Annotated in this window: 15 protein-coding genes, 1 tRNA gene and 2 rRNA genes; 3 read left to right on the top strand and 15 right to left on the bottom strand. The window is 46.1% G+C overall.

What is annotated here, in order from left to right:
* Positions 1-167: 167 nt before the first annotated feature.
* Both motA and BLS15_RS25975 read left to right on the top strand, forming a co-directional pair.
* Positions 168-959: a flagellar motor stator protein MotA gene (gene motA / locus BLS15_RS25980; protein ID WP_021253492.1), complete on the top strand. Its 792-nt coding sequence runs from the start codon at positions 168-170 to the stop codon at positions 957-959.
* Positions 952-1,788 carry a flagellar motor protein MotB gene (locus BLS15_RS25975; RefSeq protein ID WP_021253493.1) on the top strand — a complete coding sequence of 279 codons (837 nt, stop codon included), beginning with the start codon at positions 952-954 and terminating at the stop codon, positions 1,786-1,788. The genes motA and BLS15_RS25975 overlap by 8 nt, the downstream gene beginning before the upstream one ends.
* Positions 1,789-1,882: 94 nt before the next feature.
* Here BLS15_RS25975 and BLS15_RS25970 read toward each other — a convergent pair whose 3' ends face one another.
* The gene (locus BLS15_RS25970) at positions 1,883-4,225 is read right to left on the bottom strand and encodes a PAS domain S-box protein (protein ID WP_021253494.1); all 2,343 of its coding nucleotides are present in this window, start codon (positions 4,223-4,225) and stop codon (positions 1,883-1,885) included.
* Between the two features lie 424 nt (positions 4,226-4,649).
* Between BLS15_RS25970 and tadA the strand changes: the two genes are divergently transcribed.
* Positions 4,650-5,138, top strand: a complete 489-nt coding sequence (gene tadA / locus BLS15_RS25965; RefSeq protein ID WP_021253495.1) for a tRNA adenosine(34) deaminase TadA — start codon at positions 4,650-4,652, stop codon at positions 5,136-5,138.
* 160 nt (positions 5,139-5,298) lie between these two features.
* Here tadA and BLS15_RS25960 read toward each other — a convergent pair whose 3' ends face one another.
* From BLS15_RS25960 to BLS15_RS25900, 14 genes are all read right to left on the bottom strand, one after another.
* Entirely contained in the window at positions 5,299-5,676 is a 378-nt protein-coding gene (locus BLS15_RS25960) for a GntR family transcriptional regulator (RefSeq protein WP_028532406.1), read from the bottom strand.
* A gap of 183 nt (positions 5,677-5,859) precedes the next feature.
* Positions 5,860-6,918: a hypothetical protein gene (locus BLS15_RS25955; RefSeq protein ID WP_028532405.1), complete on the bottom strand. Its 1,059-nt coding sequence runs from the start codon at positions 6,916-6,918 to the stop codon at positions 5,860-5,862.
* Positions 6,919-7,065: 147 nt separating this feature from the next.
* Positions 7,066-8,070, bottom strand: a complete 1,005-nt coding sequence (locus BLS15_RS25950) for a YitT family protein (protein ID WP_021253498.1) — start codon at positions 8,068-8,070, stop codon at positions 7,066-7,068.
* A 201-nt stretch (positions 8,071-8,271) separates the two neighbouring features.
* Positions 8,272-8,424 (bottom strand): small acid-soluble spore protein P, encoded by a 153-nt coding sequence (locus BLS15_RS25945; protein ID WP_028532403.1) that lies wholly within the window; start codon positions 8,422-8,424, stop codon positions 8,272-8,274.
* 21 nt (positions 8,425-8,445) lie between these two features.
* On the bottom strand, positions 8,446-8,616 hold the full coding sequence (locus BLS15_RS29165; protein ID WP_162833944.1) for a hypothetical protein: 171 nt from the start codon (positions 8,614-8,616) through the stop codon (positions 8,446-8,448).
* 11 nt (positions 8,617-8,627) lie between these two features.
* Entirely contained in the window at positions 8,628-8,984 is a 357-nt protein-coding gene (locus tag BLS15_RS25940; protein ID WP_021253500.1) for a hypothetical protein, read from the bottom strand.
* Positions 8,985-9,090: 106 nt separating this feature from the next.
* A tRNA-Ser gene (locus BLS15_RS25935) sits at positions 9,091-9,179 on the bottom strand.
* A 78-nt stretch (positions 9,180-9,257) separates the two neighbouring features.
* Positions 9,258-10,538, bottom strand: a complete 1,281-nt coding sequence (serS, locus tag BLS15_RS25930) for a serine--tRNA ligase (RefSeq protein ID WP_028532402.1) — start codon at positions 10,536-10,538, stop codon at positions 9,258-9,260.
* 159 nt (positions 10,539-10,697) lie between these two features.
* Entirely contained in the window at positions 10,698-11,291 is a 594-nt protein-coding gene (gene pdxT, locus BLS15_RS25925; protein ID WP_021253502.1) for a pyridoxal 5'-phosphate synthase glutaminase subunit PdxT, read from the bottom strand.
* A gap of 120 nt (positions 11,292-11,411) precedes the next feature.
* A complete protein-coding gene (gene pdxS / locus BLS15_RS25920; RefSeq protein ID WP_021253503.1) occupies positions 11,412-12,293 on the bottom strand; it encodes a pyridoxal 5'-phosphate synthase lyase subunit PdxS in 882 nt (293 codons plus the stop codon).
* Between the two features lie 137 nt (positions 12,294-12,430).
* The gene (locus BLS15_RS25915; RefSeq protein ID WP_028532401.1) at positions 12,431-13,825 is read right to left on the bottom strand and encodes a D-alanyl-D-alanine carboxypeptidase family protein; all 1,395 of its coding nucleotides are present in this window, start codon (positions 13,823-13,825) and stop codon (positions 12,431-12,433) included.
* 122 nt (positions 13,826-13,947) lie between these two features.
* Positions 13,948-15,411 (bottom strand): IMP dehydrogenase, encoded by a 1,464-nt coding sequence (guaB, locus tag BLS15_RS25910; protein WP_021253505.1) that lies wholly within the window; start codon positions 15,409-15,411, stop codon positions 13,948-13,950.
* Between the two features lie 334 nt (positions 15,412-15,745).
* Positions 15,746-15,862 (bottom strand): 5S ribosomal RNA (gene rrf / locus BLS15_RS25905).
* Positions 15,863-15,942: 80 nt separating this feature from the next.
* Positions 15,943-16,073 (bottom strand): 23S ribosomal RNA (locus BLS15_RS25900); the annotation flags it as partial.

Below are 16,073 nucleotides of genomic sequence, written 5' to 3'. Positions count from 1 at the left end.
TTTTTCCTCCATCATTTGAACTAGAGATATATCGTTTCATTAAATAAAATGGCCTCTTTTGCCGATAAAAAGAATATTGCATCTTTTTTTCACGTATTTCGGCTCACGCTGTCGAATACGCACGCAGGAAGCACCATTATACTCATGGATGAGGTGTGTATGGAATTATGGAAAAATCTACGATCATTGGTCTCGTGCTCGGCCTTGCTGCCGTCACGCTAGGGATGTACTTTAAGGGCGCGCCTATCTCCAATCTCGCCAACCCAGCAGCCATTATGATTATTTTCGTTGGTACTGCGGGCTCCCTGTTCATTGCCTTTCCGATGAAGGAACTGAAGAAATTTCCGAAGCTAATCGGCCTTCTCTTCAAGAAGCAAGATTTAGTTGACCGTGTCGAATTGATCTCGCTCTTCATGGAGTGGGCGTCGATTACACGTCGCGAAGGCTTGCTTGCCTTGGAAACGCGCATTGACGAAATTGAAGACGAATTCCTCCGCAACGGAATGCGGATGATTATTGATGGTAATGATCAGGACTTCGTTCGTGACGTGCTCATGGAAGACATTCACGCAACTGAGGAAAGACACCATTCTGGCGCTCTTATTTTCTCCCAAGCCGGCATGTATGCTCCAACGCTGGGGGTATTAGGTGCCGTTATCGGTCTGATTGCTGCCTTATCGCAAATGTCAGAGATGGAACATCTGGCAAAAGCGATTGCTGCGGCCTTCGTTGCTACTCTGATGGGTATTTTCTCTGGTTATGTGCTGTGGCATCCAATTGCCAATAAGCTGAAGCGATTGTCGCACAGCGAAATTGAAATTCGTCTCATGATGGTTGAAGGGCTCTTGTCCATCCAATCGGGTGTATCCACGATTGCAATTAATCAGAAGCTCTCTGTCTTCTTGACTCCACAAGAGCGTTCTCTTATGAGTACTAAGGAGGGGGCAAGCGTTGAGTAAGAAACTGCGTACCCCGCCGAAGGAAGAGCATACCGATGAGACATGGCTCATTCCTTATGCCGATATATTGACACTGCTGCTCGCCCTTTTCATTGTGTTGTACGCCATGCAAGCCGTTGACGCGAAGAAGTTTGAGCAAATGAGCCAAGCCTTCAGCTCAGCGCTGAACTCTGGCGGCGGGGGGGCTGGAATCTTAAATGAGTCAGCAGTCATTCGATCAGATGGATCAAAATCCAGCATGGTTGATGCGACGCCTAAAAATTACACGAAATCTCGCAATCGTGAACGAGATGAGTATATGCTGCATGCCAAGCAGGAGCAGCAGCAGCTTGAACAGCTTCAGAACAAGATGAACCAGTATATTGCCAACAATGGCTTAACGGATCAGCTGAACACGAAGCTCAATCACTCTGAATTGAAGATTACGATCAAAGACAGCGCACTCTTCGATTCCGGTAAAGCGGACTTAAAACCAGATTCCAAACAGCTGGCGGCTACTGTCGGCGACATGATGAAGCAGTATCAAGGCTTCTCCGTCGTCATTAGTGGGCATACAGACAATCGCCCTATCCGCAACAGCCGGTTCGATTCCAACTGGGACTTGAGCTCGGCACGGGCACTCAGCTTCATGAAGGTTGTCCTCGAGCGTTCTGGAATCGATCCAAAGCAATTCCAGGCAGTTGGGATGGGTGAATACCATCCTGTAGCCGACAATGATAGTGCCGAAGGTCAAGCGAAGAATCGCCGTGTAGAGGTATCTATTCTTCGCAAGTATACAGACAAAAATAATGCTGCTGCGAACGCAAATGAACTTACCGATCAAAACTGATCGGTGGAAGATAGGATAACGCAGGCTGCAAATAGGGGTGCCCTGATCTAGACGTAAATGTCACTGATCAAGGCACCCCTTACTATTATAATCCTTATGAGGAGATTGCGGTTAATGCTGGCTGTGACGCAGCATCATCTCCGCCACCTGCGTCCTCCATCCCAATGGCGGGTAGCGAGATGGTTACTTCTGTTCCACAGTTCTGCTCACTTGCAATGTCTATCAACCCCCGGTGATTGTGAATAATTCGTTGACTCACCATCAGTCCAAGACCTGTTCCACATTCCTTGCTCGTGAAGAATGGATCACCTAGCTGCGACAAGTGCTCCGCTGGTATACCGATGCCATGATCCCGAATCACCACGACGACCTGCCCCTTGTACCGTGATTGCACAGCAATTTCGACCATGCCGCCTTCCGGCATTGCTTCCATTGCATTCTTCATCACATTGATGAATACCTGCTTCAACTGGTTCTCTTCACAGTTCACTAAGGGCACGAACTCATCGAACTGGGTTGCAAAATACACATTATTCAACTTCGCTTGACTGTCCAATAAAGTGACGACGTCCGTAACAATTCGGCGTACATCTTTCGGCTGAAACTGAATTGCCTGTGGCTTAGCCAATACGAGAAATTCGCTTACAATTAAGTTGATGCGCTCCAGCTCCGCCAGCATCATATCCATGTGATTGTCATTCAGAGCTCTTGTACGCTGCTGCAGCTGTAAGAATCCCTTCAACGTCGTTAGTGGATTGCGAATCTCATGCGCAACACCTGCTGCCAATTGACCGACCGTCGTCAGCTTCTCAGAACGTCGCAACAGCTCTTCCATCCGCTTGCGACTGGTCATATCTCGCGTAATGCTTGCCCAAGCGATGCAATCCCCGCCCTCGTTGTACATTGGTGAGGTACTGACACTAACATCCAGGATTCGCCCATCCTTCGTTAGACGCGTCGTCTCCCAGTTGCTCACATATTCGCCATGACGCTGTGCTTCATGAATTTGGTGCTCTTCATCCACCTTGTCCTCTGGAATATTGCATAGTTGCTTGCCTAGCACCTCTTCCGAGGTCCAGCCAAACATATCAACGAACGCTTGGTTCACTCGCTCAATTTGTCCCTTCAGATCTGTTACATGAATAGCATCATTCGATTGGTTAATGAATGATTCCAGATGCTCTTTCATGGCGCGGTTCTCCAGATACGACATGCGCAGCCGCTCTGTCGAAGCATCCAAATTCCGCGCCATCGTATTAATTCGCTGAGCCAATATTCCAAGCTCATCCTTACGATCAATATTCAATTGCGTATTGAAATGGCCTACCGAAATCATATTGATTTTGTTCAGTATCGATTGAAGTGGACGTATCAATATGCCGGACAGCATATAGCTTCCGATAAGAACAATCTCCAATAGCACAATGCCTACCGCGACATTGCGCATCAACTGGTCATGGAGTGCCTCTACGACCGCTCTTGCATCCATGGATATGTTCAATACATAGGAAGTCGCCCCGATGATTGGAATGAACCCTTTAATGATGGTTCTACTGCCAAAATCACTTTCATAGAACAGAGGCTTTCTCCGCTCCAGCGCATTTCGAATATATTCTTCATCACGCTCATGATTCAAGGTGTATTCACCGTATAAGACACGACTCTTGCTCTCGTCAACCACCTGTACACCATCGCTGCGAACTTTGAATGTGGGTTCATCTTTAAAATTATTAATATTAAGAGCTGCGATTTCCACAATATTGGATTGAGCACTCAATGTCTGCTCAATTAAGATATTCGGTTTTGTCAGTTCGAAGAAGGTTTCAACCTTATCATCGCGAATAAACGGATTAATTATATAATCCCGCTTGCCATCGTAATAATATCCCCATTTATCAAGATGTTCAGGGTTGGATGAAGACACATCAAACGGACCTGACCAAAAATACTTGCGCTTCTGCCCTTCCGCAATCCATACTTGCTTATCCTCAAATAATTGAATGAAAGCTTGATACCAATACCCCCACTGTCTCGTCGACATGCCGATTTCTTTCGGATCAGAGGAGCGATTAATCGTGATATCGTCACCGTTCGGCGTCTTGTGCAAGAGGGAAATGTGGGATATTCCAATATCAGCGCTTATTTGCTGCAGTTGCTCGTTCGTTATACTAGCAATTCGAGGCGGGAGCTTATCCGCAGCATACATAGACGCAATGTGCAGCTTCTCTGCCAACTGCTCTTCGAATGAATTCGCCGCCATGCGGGATTGCTGTACGGACACATTGATCTGCTGAGCAATCGCATTCATTCGCTGCTGAATTTCCTCAACAAGCTTATCCTTGGTTATGTTGTAAGTGAGGATCATATGAAGCAGAAGGACGACAAACACGATACAAGCTATAGAAATAGATAATTTCGCTTTGATGGAAAGTCTCATGCTTCACCTCTATCAGGCCTATCCATCAGTATCAGAGTAAACATACGGAGATAATGTCGGATATCCTGACAAATGTTGGATTTCGTTGGAGTATCTCTTCGAATCATATCGTAATATAGGGCGATTTGTCCATTGTTTTGGCGATTATTGTGGGAAGAAGGTATAATAATATCGATTAAGTTCGAACCCCTGCTTCACGTGTATAACATATGGTTATCAACAGGTTATGCACATAATGTGAACAGTTTTGGATAAGATGTGTATAATACTGTGTACATCCATATAGTTATCCACAATTTTATACACACACTGTTAACAACGAATATTTGTTCGATGAATAACGACTAGACTTTTACACATATTTGCGTCTAATACAAGATCGCTTGGATCCATAGAGGCAGGGATACGAGAAAGGAAGCTGAAGTTGGAAATACAATCGATTGAACCTGAACAAATCAGTCAGCACGAATACTGGATGCGTAGGGCCATTGAAGAGGCCCTCAAGGCCGAGGCAATTGGAGAGGTTCCCATTGGCGCTATTGTCGTCCATCAGAATGAGATTATTGGACGCGGCTACAATTTGCGAGAGACATCGCTTGACTCTACTGCACATGCCGAGATGATTGCGATTCGAGAGGCGAGTGATCATCTTCAAGCTTGGCGGCTGCTTGATTGCACTTTATATGTTACTTTGGAGCCTTGCCCGATGTGTGCCGGGGCAATCGTTCAATCCCGAGTGCCTACCGTTGTATACGGAACGACCGACCCGAAGGCAGGCTGCGCAGGCACACTGATGAACCTGCTTCAGGAGCCCCGCTTCAACCATCGTGCAGAAGTCATTGAGGGCGTGCTGCAAGAAGAATGTGCATCAATGTTAACGCAATTCTTCCGCCGTCTGCGCGGCAAAGCTTAATCAATACGCATAAAGAAGCCGCAGAGTCAACGAATTTGAGCAATGCGGCTTCACTGCTTCGTTCTAGAATGAAATCTGCACGCTTGATAAAGCTCCTATTGCTCACGATTATAAGTCCTTTCTAACAAATTCTATTTGTTGTCACTCTCTCCTTTACGATTCAATCACTCTCCTCATAGACCAATCGAATATGCTCCATTAATTCAGACAAGGATACGTTCAGTGCCTTAGCGTCCTTCACCGCTTCTTCGATCATCATCTCCATCTGATGCAGACGCTGCTCACGTATCAGCTGTGGATTTGCGCCCGAGATGAAGGATCCCTTGCCAACCATGCTGTCAATAAACCCTTCCCTCTCCAGTTCCTCATAAGCACGCTTCGTTGTAATGACACTAATTTGCAAATCCTTAGCCAGTTGTCGTATAGAAGGGAGCGCATCTCCAGGCTTAAAATCACCACTGAATATACCAGTTCGTATTTGTCTTGCGATCTGCTCGTATATCGGCTCGTCAGTCGATGATTCGATACGAATGTGAATCATTGTGGCCACACACCTTATATATTGTATATGTAAACCATATACATTACAGAATGAAGCGTCAAGTCATGTCTTGCCCATATTAGATCCCATTTGCATACCTCCTCCTCTTCTTCTAACTATTCCGCGCATAATAAAAGACCGCCACTCTCTAGGAGCGGCGGTCTTGCTAATGACTATATCTTAATATCCACCGAACATTTGCTGCAATTGTTCCATTGTCAGAACATCGGTTGGTACAGGCTTGAATTCAACCTTCTCGTTGATCTTGCTCAACTCAGTCGTAACGCGAGCGGCAACCTTCGATTTCACACCATCGTCGCCAGTCACATCCAAGTTGGCTACAATTACTTGATATGCAGGATATTGATCATTGTTGATCGCAGTAGTGACGCTCAGTTCGTTAATCTTCAGCGACTTTTTCATTTCTTCGATATCTTTTTTCAGTTCGCTGTCATCTGTTTTCATTTCTTGCTTCATTTTCTCAACTTGGTCTTTTTCCAATTTAAACAGCTTGCTGTACTCTTCCTTACCCATTACATCTGCTAGTGCAGGCAATGCCTCTTTAACCAGGGTTGTAACGAATTGCTCCAAGTTCTCATTGGTAACATTGAATTTCACAATTTGCTTTGCATCTACATTTTCAGGAAGACCAGCGTCTTTTTTCTCTACTGTAGTGAAATACATTTTCTCATCGAACTTGCCGAGGAATGCTTTGAACATATCATTCGAGAGGTTCTGCATTGCCTTCATATCCTTCGCAGAAGGAAGCTCTTGGCCGGATTGCTCTGCCATTTTCTTCAAATCAATCTCAATTGTTTTGCCGATCAACTCATCTGGAATTTGGCCCGCCAACATCGGAATATTCGGGATTTTTACCCACATTTTATTTTCATCCATAGTCAATGGGAGAGAAAATTTCATTTCCATATCGCCTTTAAGGCTGATTTCGAGATTCGCTTCCATCTTCATAGGCTCTTGTTGAACTACACCATTTACACTAAGCTCAGCATTTTTAAGCATGTTCAAGACCATCTGTGCATTTGGATCCATTGCGCCACCATTATCCATTTGAAGATCTTCAAGCTTAATCGATGTATTGAATGCATAGGACTTCATATCGAAGGACTTGCCTAGAGAACCTTCGATTAATTCCTTCGGACTAGACTTGGCTCCACAACCCGTAATAATTAGTGCTAAAGCAAATATGAGTGCTAATGCCCCTTTTAAACCTCTCTTCAATCTCTTCAACCCCTATTCATCATAATAAGTGAGCTAAAATTACCCAGTATATATTAACTTATACGTATGATAATGAAAATAGTTCCTTTGAAACATATTTCGCGACCCTGTACATAGAATTATGAACTTCGTCCTATCTTTCACTGCTTAATGGATGTCCTTTTTCTTAAATCTGCCACCCTTAACGTCATGAATGTTGCCGATTGCAAGAAACGCATGCTCATCATGCTCCTCTACGATCCCCTTGAGCTTCGCTTCCTCCAATCGGGTAATGACGGTGAAAATCACTTTCTTCTCATCTCCGGAGAAGCCGCCCTCGCCTTTCATATACGTAACGCCCCGACCGAGACGTCTAAGCAGCGCATCGCCGATTTCCTTGTGATTGTCACTAATAATCCACACCGCCTTCGAATCGTTCAATCCCTCAACGGTAATATCGATCATTTTATATGCAATGTAATAGGCAATGAGGGAATACATCGCACGATCCCAGCCAAATACGAAGCCCGCACTCGTGAGTATGAACAAATTGAAGAACATAATGATCTCGCCGACGGAGAAGGGAGAACGTTTGTTAAGCAAAATTGCTATAATCTCTGTACCGTCCAAAGAACCACCATAGCGAATGACGAGCCCCACGCCAATACCGAGAATAATCCCGCCAAATACGGCAGCCAGGAACGTATTTTCTGTAAATGCACTTACATCGTGAAGCAGCGTCGTGCTGAGCGACATCACTAGGACGCCGAGTAATGTGGATAGGGCAAAGGTTTTGCCAATTTGTTTGTAGCCGATAATCAGGAAGGGCAAGTTAAGTAGAAATAGAAATACACCGAGTGGCACTGAGGTTACATAAGACAAAATAATTGAAATGCCGGTTACTCCACCGTCTGTAATTTGATTCGGAACAAGAAATAGCTCAAGTCCGACACCCATTAAGACTGACCCAATGACAATAAAGATAATTCGCTTGAGAAGCTTGATTAGGCCGATCTTCGTGTGCTGATACTGCTGCACACTGGCAATAGCTGCAGAATCGAGTGCTCCCAATTGGGCAATTGCCTCAAACTGATCCATATCCTGCGAAGCCGATGCATGATTCCCCTTAGAACTGTTGCTGTCTGCACTGGTGTTCGTTGTCAGATGCTCCACCGCGTTCACCTCTCTATATAAGCCTTAAATACACTACACTCATTATTATATCGGAATTCACTTCCTTGTTGGACCCTATTGGTAAATATTAATAATAATAGTACTAATTCGAACTTCAACATACCCTATTTATTTGCATAAAAAAACACAGACTCTCCTCACTCTTGCAAGGAAAATCCGTGTTGCTTGTACCCTGTTATCTTATCCCTCGGGATTGTTGTGGCTGACATGATTCGCCATCTTCGTCTTCTTAGACCCTGACAATGGCTCTTGCATCGCATTCCGTTCATTACCTGCTTGATGCCGGCTGGATTGCTCCTGGTTAGGTACAGGGACTGCTCTTGGCTTGCTCATTGCACGCACACTCCTCCGTCATTATAAGTGTTCTAAGTCCGTCGGCTTATCATGATTCAGTGCATCCTGATGGCGTCGATCATTGTGATCCTGCTGTAACTGCTGGGCATGATGACTATTGACCGGTGCCTGCTCCAAGTCCTTGACGACATTGCTCAAATTTTTGTCCAGACCATCCTTTGCTTTCGTCACCTTCATCCCTCCTACTGTAAGCCGTGATGGGTTACATCATGCAGCGCTTGCGCGCATTCATGAATATGACGCACATAATTCTGTACAAGCTCCTGCACAACCTCAGTCCGCTCATCGATATGAACCCCACTCTTCTCGACATCGATGAGATTGAGCTCTACCTCGCGCGAATCCACATAAGCGCAATGGAAATCGAATGAGTACATTTGGCGGCCGGCTGTATCGATATGAATAACGAGTGCCTGTGGATTGGCGCCGTCAGGCAGTACTGTGGCTTTATCGCCAGGCTCAAGCTTCGCCGGCAACGTTTGCTGCCATGCATCCACAAGCCTCGATTGATCGACTTGCGGTTGTTCTTCCTGATTCATAAGAGCTACACCTCCACTATTCAATTACAGTTTGCGGCCAGCAGAGGCATTTTATACAGCAAAAAACCCACATCACCAAGGATGTGGGTTCTACATGTAAAAGTTATGGCGGAGAGGGTGGGATTCGAACCCACGTGAGCTTGCACCCTAACGGTTTTCAAGACCGCCCCGTTATGACCACTTCGGTACCTCTCCATATTCGACTGCCCGAGTCGAGTCGGACAGTCTTTATTATATCATAGGCATTACAACAATGCAACTATGATCTTTCAATTATTTGCGGCGAATGGATTCCAATCCACCCATATAAGGACGCAATGCTTCTGGAATCACAATGGAACCGTCTTCTTGTTGGTAATTCTCCATAATCGCAGCGACAGTACGTCCAATAGCAAGGCCAGAGCCATTCAGCGTATGCACGAACTCAGGCTTGGATTTCGTATCGCGGCGGAAGCGGATGTTCGCACGACGCGCCTGGAAGTCCTCGAAGTTCGAGCAGGACGAAATCTCACGGTACGTACCGCTGCTCGGCAGCCATACTTCCAAATCATACGTCTTCGCAGAGCTGAATCCAATGTCTCCTGTGCACAATGTCATCACACGATACGGCAAGCCAAGCAGCTGCAGAATCTTCTCTGCTTGGTTCGTCAGTGATTCCAGTTCAGCATAAGAATCCTCTGGCTTAACCATCTTCACCAGCTCAACCTTATTGAATTGATGCTGACGGATAAGTCCGCGTGTATCACGGCCAGATGCGCCTGCTTCAGAACGGAAGCAAGAGCTGTAAGCTGTATAATAACGAGGAACTTGCTCGTCCGTCAGAATCTCATCGCGGTGGAGGTTCGTTACAGGAACTTCTGCCGTCGGGATGAGGTAATACTCCGTACCTTCCAGCTTGAATAGATCTTCCTCGAACTTCGGCAGCTGACCTGTACCGATCAAGCTGTCACGGTTCACGATAAGCGGAGGGAGCACTTCTTCATATCCATGCTGCATCGTATGCACGTCCAGCATAAAGCTGATTAGGGCACGCTCCAAGCGAGCTCCTGCCCCCTTGTAGAATACGAAGCGAGAGCCTGTTACCTTGGCAGCTGATTCGAAGTCCAAGATGCCGAGATCCTGCGCGATATCCCAATGCGCCTTTGCTTCGAAGGAGAATGCGGTAGGCTCGCTCCAACGGCGAACTTCTACGTTATCCTCCTCTGATTTACCTACTGGTGTACTTTCATGAGGTACATTTGGAATGGATAATGTAATCTGCTCCATTTGTACTTCAATACCACGAATCTCTTCATCGAGCTCCTTAATCCGATCGCCTACTTCACGCATTTGCGCAATAAGTTCGTCGGCTGACTCGCCTGCTTTTTTCTTCTTCGCTACATCTTGAGACACGACATTGCGTTGATTTTTCAACTGCTCGGTCTCTTGCAGCATTTCGCGGCGACGTGCGTCAAGCTCCGGGAAGTCCGCGATCATCTCTTCCGATTTGCCCCGATTTTGGAGTGCTGTTACTACACGTCCATAATCACTTCTTAACAATTTGATATCTAGCACCGATTGACCCTCCTGCCAGAAACGGATGAACACCCCTAACGATATACGCTGGGCTTATTTGATTCGATCCGTATCATACTATTTCACTATTATACCGTATATCCGAGAAAAACACCTTAACTCTCCTAGCATCAGGAGAGTCAAAGTGTTTGTTATTCTTTATCCTGCTACATTTGCAGCCTGTTTAACCATATCAACGAAATAGCTGTGCAGGCTAATATCTGATGTCAGCTCCGGATGGAACGAGCAAGCTAGAAGCGAGCCTTGTCTTGCTGTTACAATCTCGCCGTTCACCTCGCAGAGTACATCAACACACTCACCGACCGATTGGATAAGCGGTGCGCGAATGAAAACCGCACGTACAGGCTGCTCGATCCCTTTCACATCTAAATCTGCCTCGAAGCTTTCACGCTGCCGTCCAAATGCGTTGCGCATTACCGTCATATCCATCAGCTGCAAATGCGGCTCCTCTGAGCCTTGATGGCCTTCCACTCGTTCCGCCAAGCAAATCAGTCCCGCACATGTGCCGAAGATCGGCTTGCCAGCTGCTGCAAATGCCTGAATCGCCTCGATAAAGCCGTACTTCCGCATCAACTTGCCAATGGTTGTACTCTCTCCACCGGGAATGACAAGCCCCTGAAGCTCATCAAGCTGTTCTGGCCGCTTCACGGCTACCGCATGGGCTCCTGCCGCCTCCAAGCTGCGCATATGTTCTGCTACCGCGCCTTGCAGCGCCAATACTCCGATGTTCATCCGTGAAGTCCCTTCTTTCCCCTGAGGCTATACTAATACACCTATAGATAGGATACAGGGCGCTTAACGCCGACTAGGAAGCACCGTCACGGTGCTTCCTCAGCTGCCCTGCTTCTATAATTACCAGCCGCGATCCTGCATACGCTCAGATGGCGCAAGCTTGGAGATTTCAATCCCCTTCATCGGTGTACCCAGGTTCTTGGATACGTTCGCAATTAGAGCATAATCTTCATAATGAGTTGTCGCTTCCACAATCGCACGAGCGAACTTCTCAGGACTGTCGGATTTGAAAATACCAGAACCAACGAATACGCCGTCAGCGCCCAGATGCATCATCAATGCTGCATCTGCTGGTGTTGCAACGCCGCCTGCAGCGAAGTTCACGACTGGCAACTTACCTGTCTCATGAACATGTAACAGCAAGTCATACGCTACACCCAAGTTTTTCGCTTCTGCATACAGCTCGTCCTTCGACAAGCTCTGAACTTTGCGAACTTGGCTAGTGATCAAGCGCATGTGGCGAACAGCCTCAACAATATTGCCTGTTCCCGGTTCACCCTTCGTACGAAGCATTGCTGCTCCTTCGCTAATACGGCGAAGTGCCTCACCCAAGTCTTTAGCGCCGCATACGAATGGGATGGTAAATGTATTTTTGTCAATATGGAATACTTCGTCTGCTGGAGTCAGTACTTCCGATTCATCGATGTAATCTACGCCAAGGGATTCCAATACTTTGGCTTCTACGTAATGACCAATGCGTGCCTTCGCCATAACTGGAATCGATACAACCTTCATAACCTCTTCTACGATTGTTGGATCTGCCATACGAGCTACGCCACCAGCTGCACGAATATCAGATGGGACACGTTCAAGCGCCATAACTGCTGTTGCGCCTGCTGCTTCAGCAATTTTCGCTTGCTCTGCATTCATGACGTCCATAATGACGCCGCCCTTTTGCATTTCTGCCATACCACGTTTTACTCGAGCTGTACCTGTTTCCATTTTCGATTGCCCCCCGCCACTAGTCAGTCATTTTCGATTGTTACAGTTTCATCCCTCTATTTTACATGATCGTCATTCGAATAGACAATTGATTTTGTCACAGACGAAAGCCAATTCTTATGACCAATACTGAGAAACTAGAACAAATTCTTGATAGACTTGAACAAATCTGCAAAGAATTCCCCGATTGCTCGGAAGAATAGACGCCACCAGCTGCCCTTCTCCACTTCTTCTGTTGCAATCATGTTCACGGTCTTCTTCTGCTCGGCACCATTGTCCTTGTATGTGAACGTCACCGTACCCACTTGTTGTCCCTTCTTAATAGGGGCAACAAGCTCATTTGCCGGCTTCAGATTCACTTCTTTTGTAATTTTGCCTTCTGTGCTCGCTCCCTTAGGAATGACGAACGATACACCAGTTTCCGCAACGATCGGCACTTCCGTATCTACACCTTTTTTGATTGGAGCTGTCTCTACGCCTGTTACAGTCTTCTTCGGTGCAATCTCATTCTTTATTTCAAAATGCTCGAACCCGTGATTAAGCAGCTTCGCTGTTTCTTCGAACCGTGCTCCTTTATCTTTCGCGCCCATTACAACTGAGATCAGTCGCATATTATCGCGTACTGCTGTACCTGCGAAGCAATATTGAGCAATATCAGTAAATCCTGTTTTCATTCCATCCAAGCCTTGATAAGCATAACGCTTGAAGTTCACGACATCTTTATTGGCTTCAAGCATCCAGTTCAAGTTGGAGATTGGCGTTTTATCACGTTCTCTGAACTTATAGGATTGAATCTTTGTATACTCGCTGAATTCAGGGTGATCATTAACGATTGCACGCACCAGCTTGGCCACATCCATTGCGGACATCATCGTCTCTGCTTTTTCAGCGGGGCGGAAGCCTTCCGGCATGCTTGCCCAATCCAATCCAGTAGAGTTGATATAGTGTGTCTTCGTCATGCCAAGACGCTTTGCTGTCTCGTTCATGATTTTTACAAACTCAGCCTCAGAGCCAGCAATATGCTCCGCTAGAGCTACCGTTGCATCGTTGGCAGAACCGATTGCCATCGCAATATACAAATCGCGAACCTTATGCGTATCCCCTTCTGCCAAGAAGATGCGGGATCCTTCTGTTACGGATGCATTTTTCTTCGCTACAACCTCGTCGTCGAAGCTCAACTCGCCTTTCTTCACTTTCTCCATGACAATGTACTCTGTCATCATTTTCGTCATGCTTGCTGGAGGATAAGAGATCTCCGAGTCAATATCGACTAATATTTTTCCCGTTGAAGCTTCCATAAGAACCGCGGAGCGAAGCTTCAAATCAAGCTTAGACTTATCCGTAATAACTTGATTGTTGTTCCCCTTCGTTGCCGCTACTTGCTTCGTTTGCGTTTGAGTTTGAGCAGCTGCCTCAGCTGCCACCATTCCTGCTGATGGCAATAAGGCGAAGCTTAATATTTGACATGCGGTAACCAAAGCGACCGCTCGTTTCCATTTGTTATGTTTCACTGTTGTATGTTGCTTAGACACTACGTACAACTCCTCTCCTGTTGAGTCCCATAGCTATTCTAACATAGCCAGACACGCAAAAAAAAGACAGGGTTGTAATACCCTGTCTTTCCTTGTCGACATTTTCCGTAAATGCAACACAATTACATGGAATAGTTAGGAGCTTCCTTTGTAATTTGTACATCATGCGGATGACTTTCACGCAATCCTGCGCCAGATATCTTCACAAAATGAGTATCATTTTGAAGCTCTTTTAGAGTGTTCGTACCACAGTAACCCATACCTGCTCTCAATCCGCCAAGCAATTGATGGATCGTATCAGCCAAAGGCCCCTTGTAAGCTACACGGCCTTCAATGCCTTCTGGAACCAGCTTCTTCTCATTGCTGCTGTCTTGGAAGTAACGATCCTTACTGCCTTGCTTCATTGCGCCTAGCGAGCCCATACCGCGGTATACTTTGAAGCTGCGGCCTTGATAAATTTCAGATTCACCAGGGCTTTCTTCTGTACCTGCAAACAAGCTTCCGAGCATAACCGCACTTGCACCTGCAGCGATTGCTTTTGTAATATCACCAGAGTATTTAATACCGCCATCCGCAATAACAGGGATGCCGTACTCACGAGCTACGCTCGCACAGTCGTATACAGCTGTAATTTGTGGTACGCCGATACCAGCAATAACCCGAGTCGTACAGATGGAACCTGGTCCAATACCAACCTTAACTACAGAAGCGCCTGCCTCAATCAAATCACGAGTTGCTTCACCAGTAGCTACATTCCCTGCTACGATAGTCAACTCAGGGTACAAGCCGCGTAGCTTGCGTACTGCTTCAATAATATTGATATGATGGCCATGAGCGGAGTCAACAACGATTAGGTCAACACCAGCTTGTACAAGCAGTTCAGCACGTTCGAATGAATCCTGGGAAATACCGATTGCTGCACCACACAGAAGACGTCCTTGAGCATCCTTCGCAGCTTTCGGATATTGGATTGCCTTCTCAATATCCTTAATCGTGATAAGTCCCTTCAACGTGTTGCTTTCGTCAACCAATGGAAGCTTCTCGATCTTGTGCTGCTGCAAAATCACTTCTGCTTCTTGAAGCGTAGTGCCGACAGGAGCTGTTACCAAGTTCTCATGTGTCATCACTTCTTTAATCTGAATGCTGTAGTCATGAACAAAACGAAGATCCCGGTTCGTCAAAATACCTATAAGCTTATTTTCTGCATCCACAATAGGGACACCAGAAATGCGATACTTCGCCATTACACGATCCGCGTCTTCAACAGTATGATCTGGAGAAAGCGAAAATGGATTAGTAATAACGCCGCTCTCTGAACGCTTTACGCGATCCACTTCTTCGGCTTGTTGCTCAGCCGACATATTTTTATGAATAACACCGATACCGCCTTCGCGAGCAATTGCAATTGCCAATGGAGCCTCGGTAACTGTGTCCATACCTGCACTCATAAATGGAATGTTCAATTTAACCTTATCGCTCAAAATTGTCGATACGTCTGTTTCCCGTGGCAGTACACTCGATTTACGAGGTACTAACAGCACATCGTCAAAAGTTAAGCCTTCCTTCACAAACTTAGATTCCCACACCAGAAAGTTCCTCCCTTGATTGTATTGGCGCATTCATTGTCCAAACTCCTTATCATACAGGGCTTGTCCTCTGATTAACGTCGTCTCTAAAAATATATTATTGCAATCTTAGCAAAGCGGTATGAGGCTGTCAAGGATAAGCGTCTTGTTTTGGTAATTCGTAATTCATTTGAATCCTATTCATGTACAAACAAATAAATGTCCACTCCAGGCGAACAATTTTATTACTATTATGGATAGTATGAGATTGTTTGTTATTCTCCATTCATCACCTAATCAGCAAGAAATATAAAAAAAGACCACCGTCGAGATGTCTCAACAGTGGTCTTTAATTGCTTGGCGACGTCCTACTCTCCCGGGACCCTGCGGTCCAAGTACCATCGGCGCTGGAGGGCTTAACGGTCGTGTTCGGGATGGGTACGCGTGGAACCCCTCCGCCATCGCCACCAAACAGCATTGGCTAAAGCCAATATAAAGTTCAAGGTATATACCCTGAACACTGAATGCGAAAGTGTCGTGCTCTGAATCAAATAGGATAAGCCCTCGACCGATTAGTATTGGTCAGCTCCACACATTGCTGTGCTTCCACCTCCAACCTATCTACCTCGTCGTCTTCAAGGGGTCTTACTAATTGGGAAATCTCATCTTGAGGGGGGCTTCAC

The organism is Paenibacillus sp. cl6col (assembly GCF_900102125.1).
GTDB classification, from domain to species: Bacteria; Bacillota; Bacilli; order Paenibacillales; family Paenibacillaceae; genus Paenibacillus_B; species Paenibacillus_B suaedae.
This window is presented reverse-complemented; position numbering and strand designations above follow the sequence as displayed.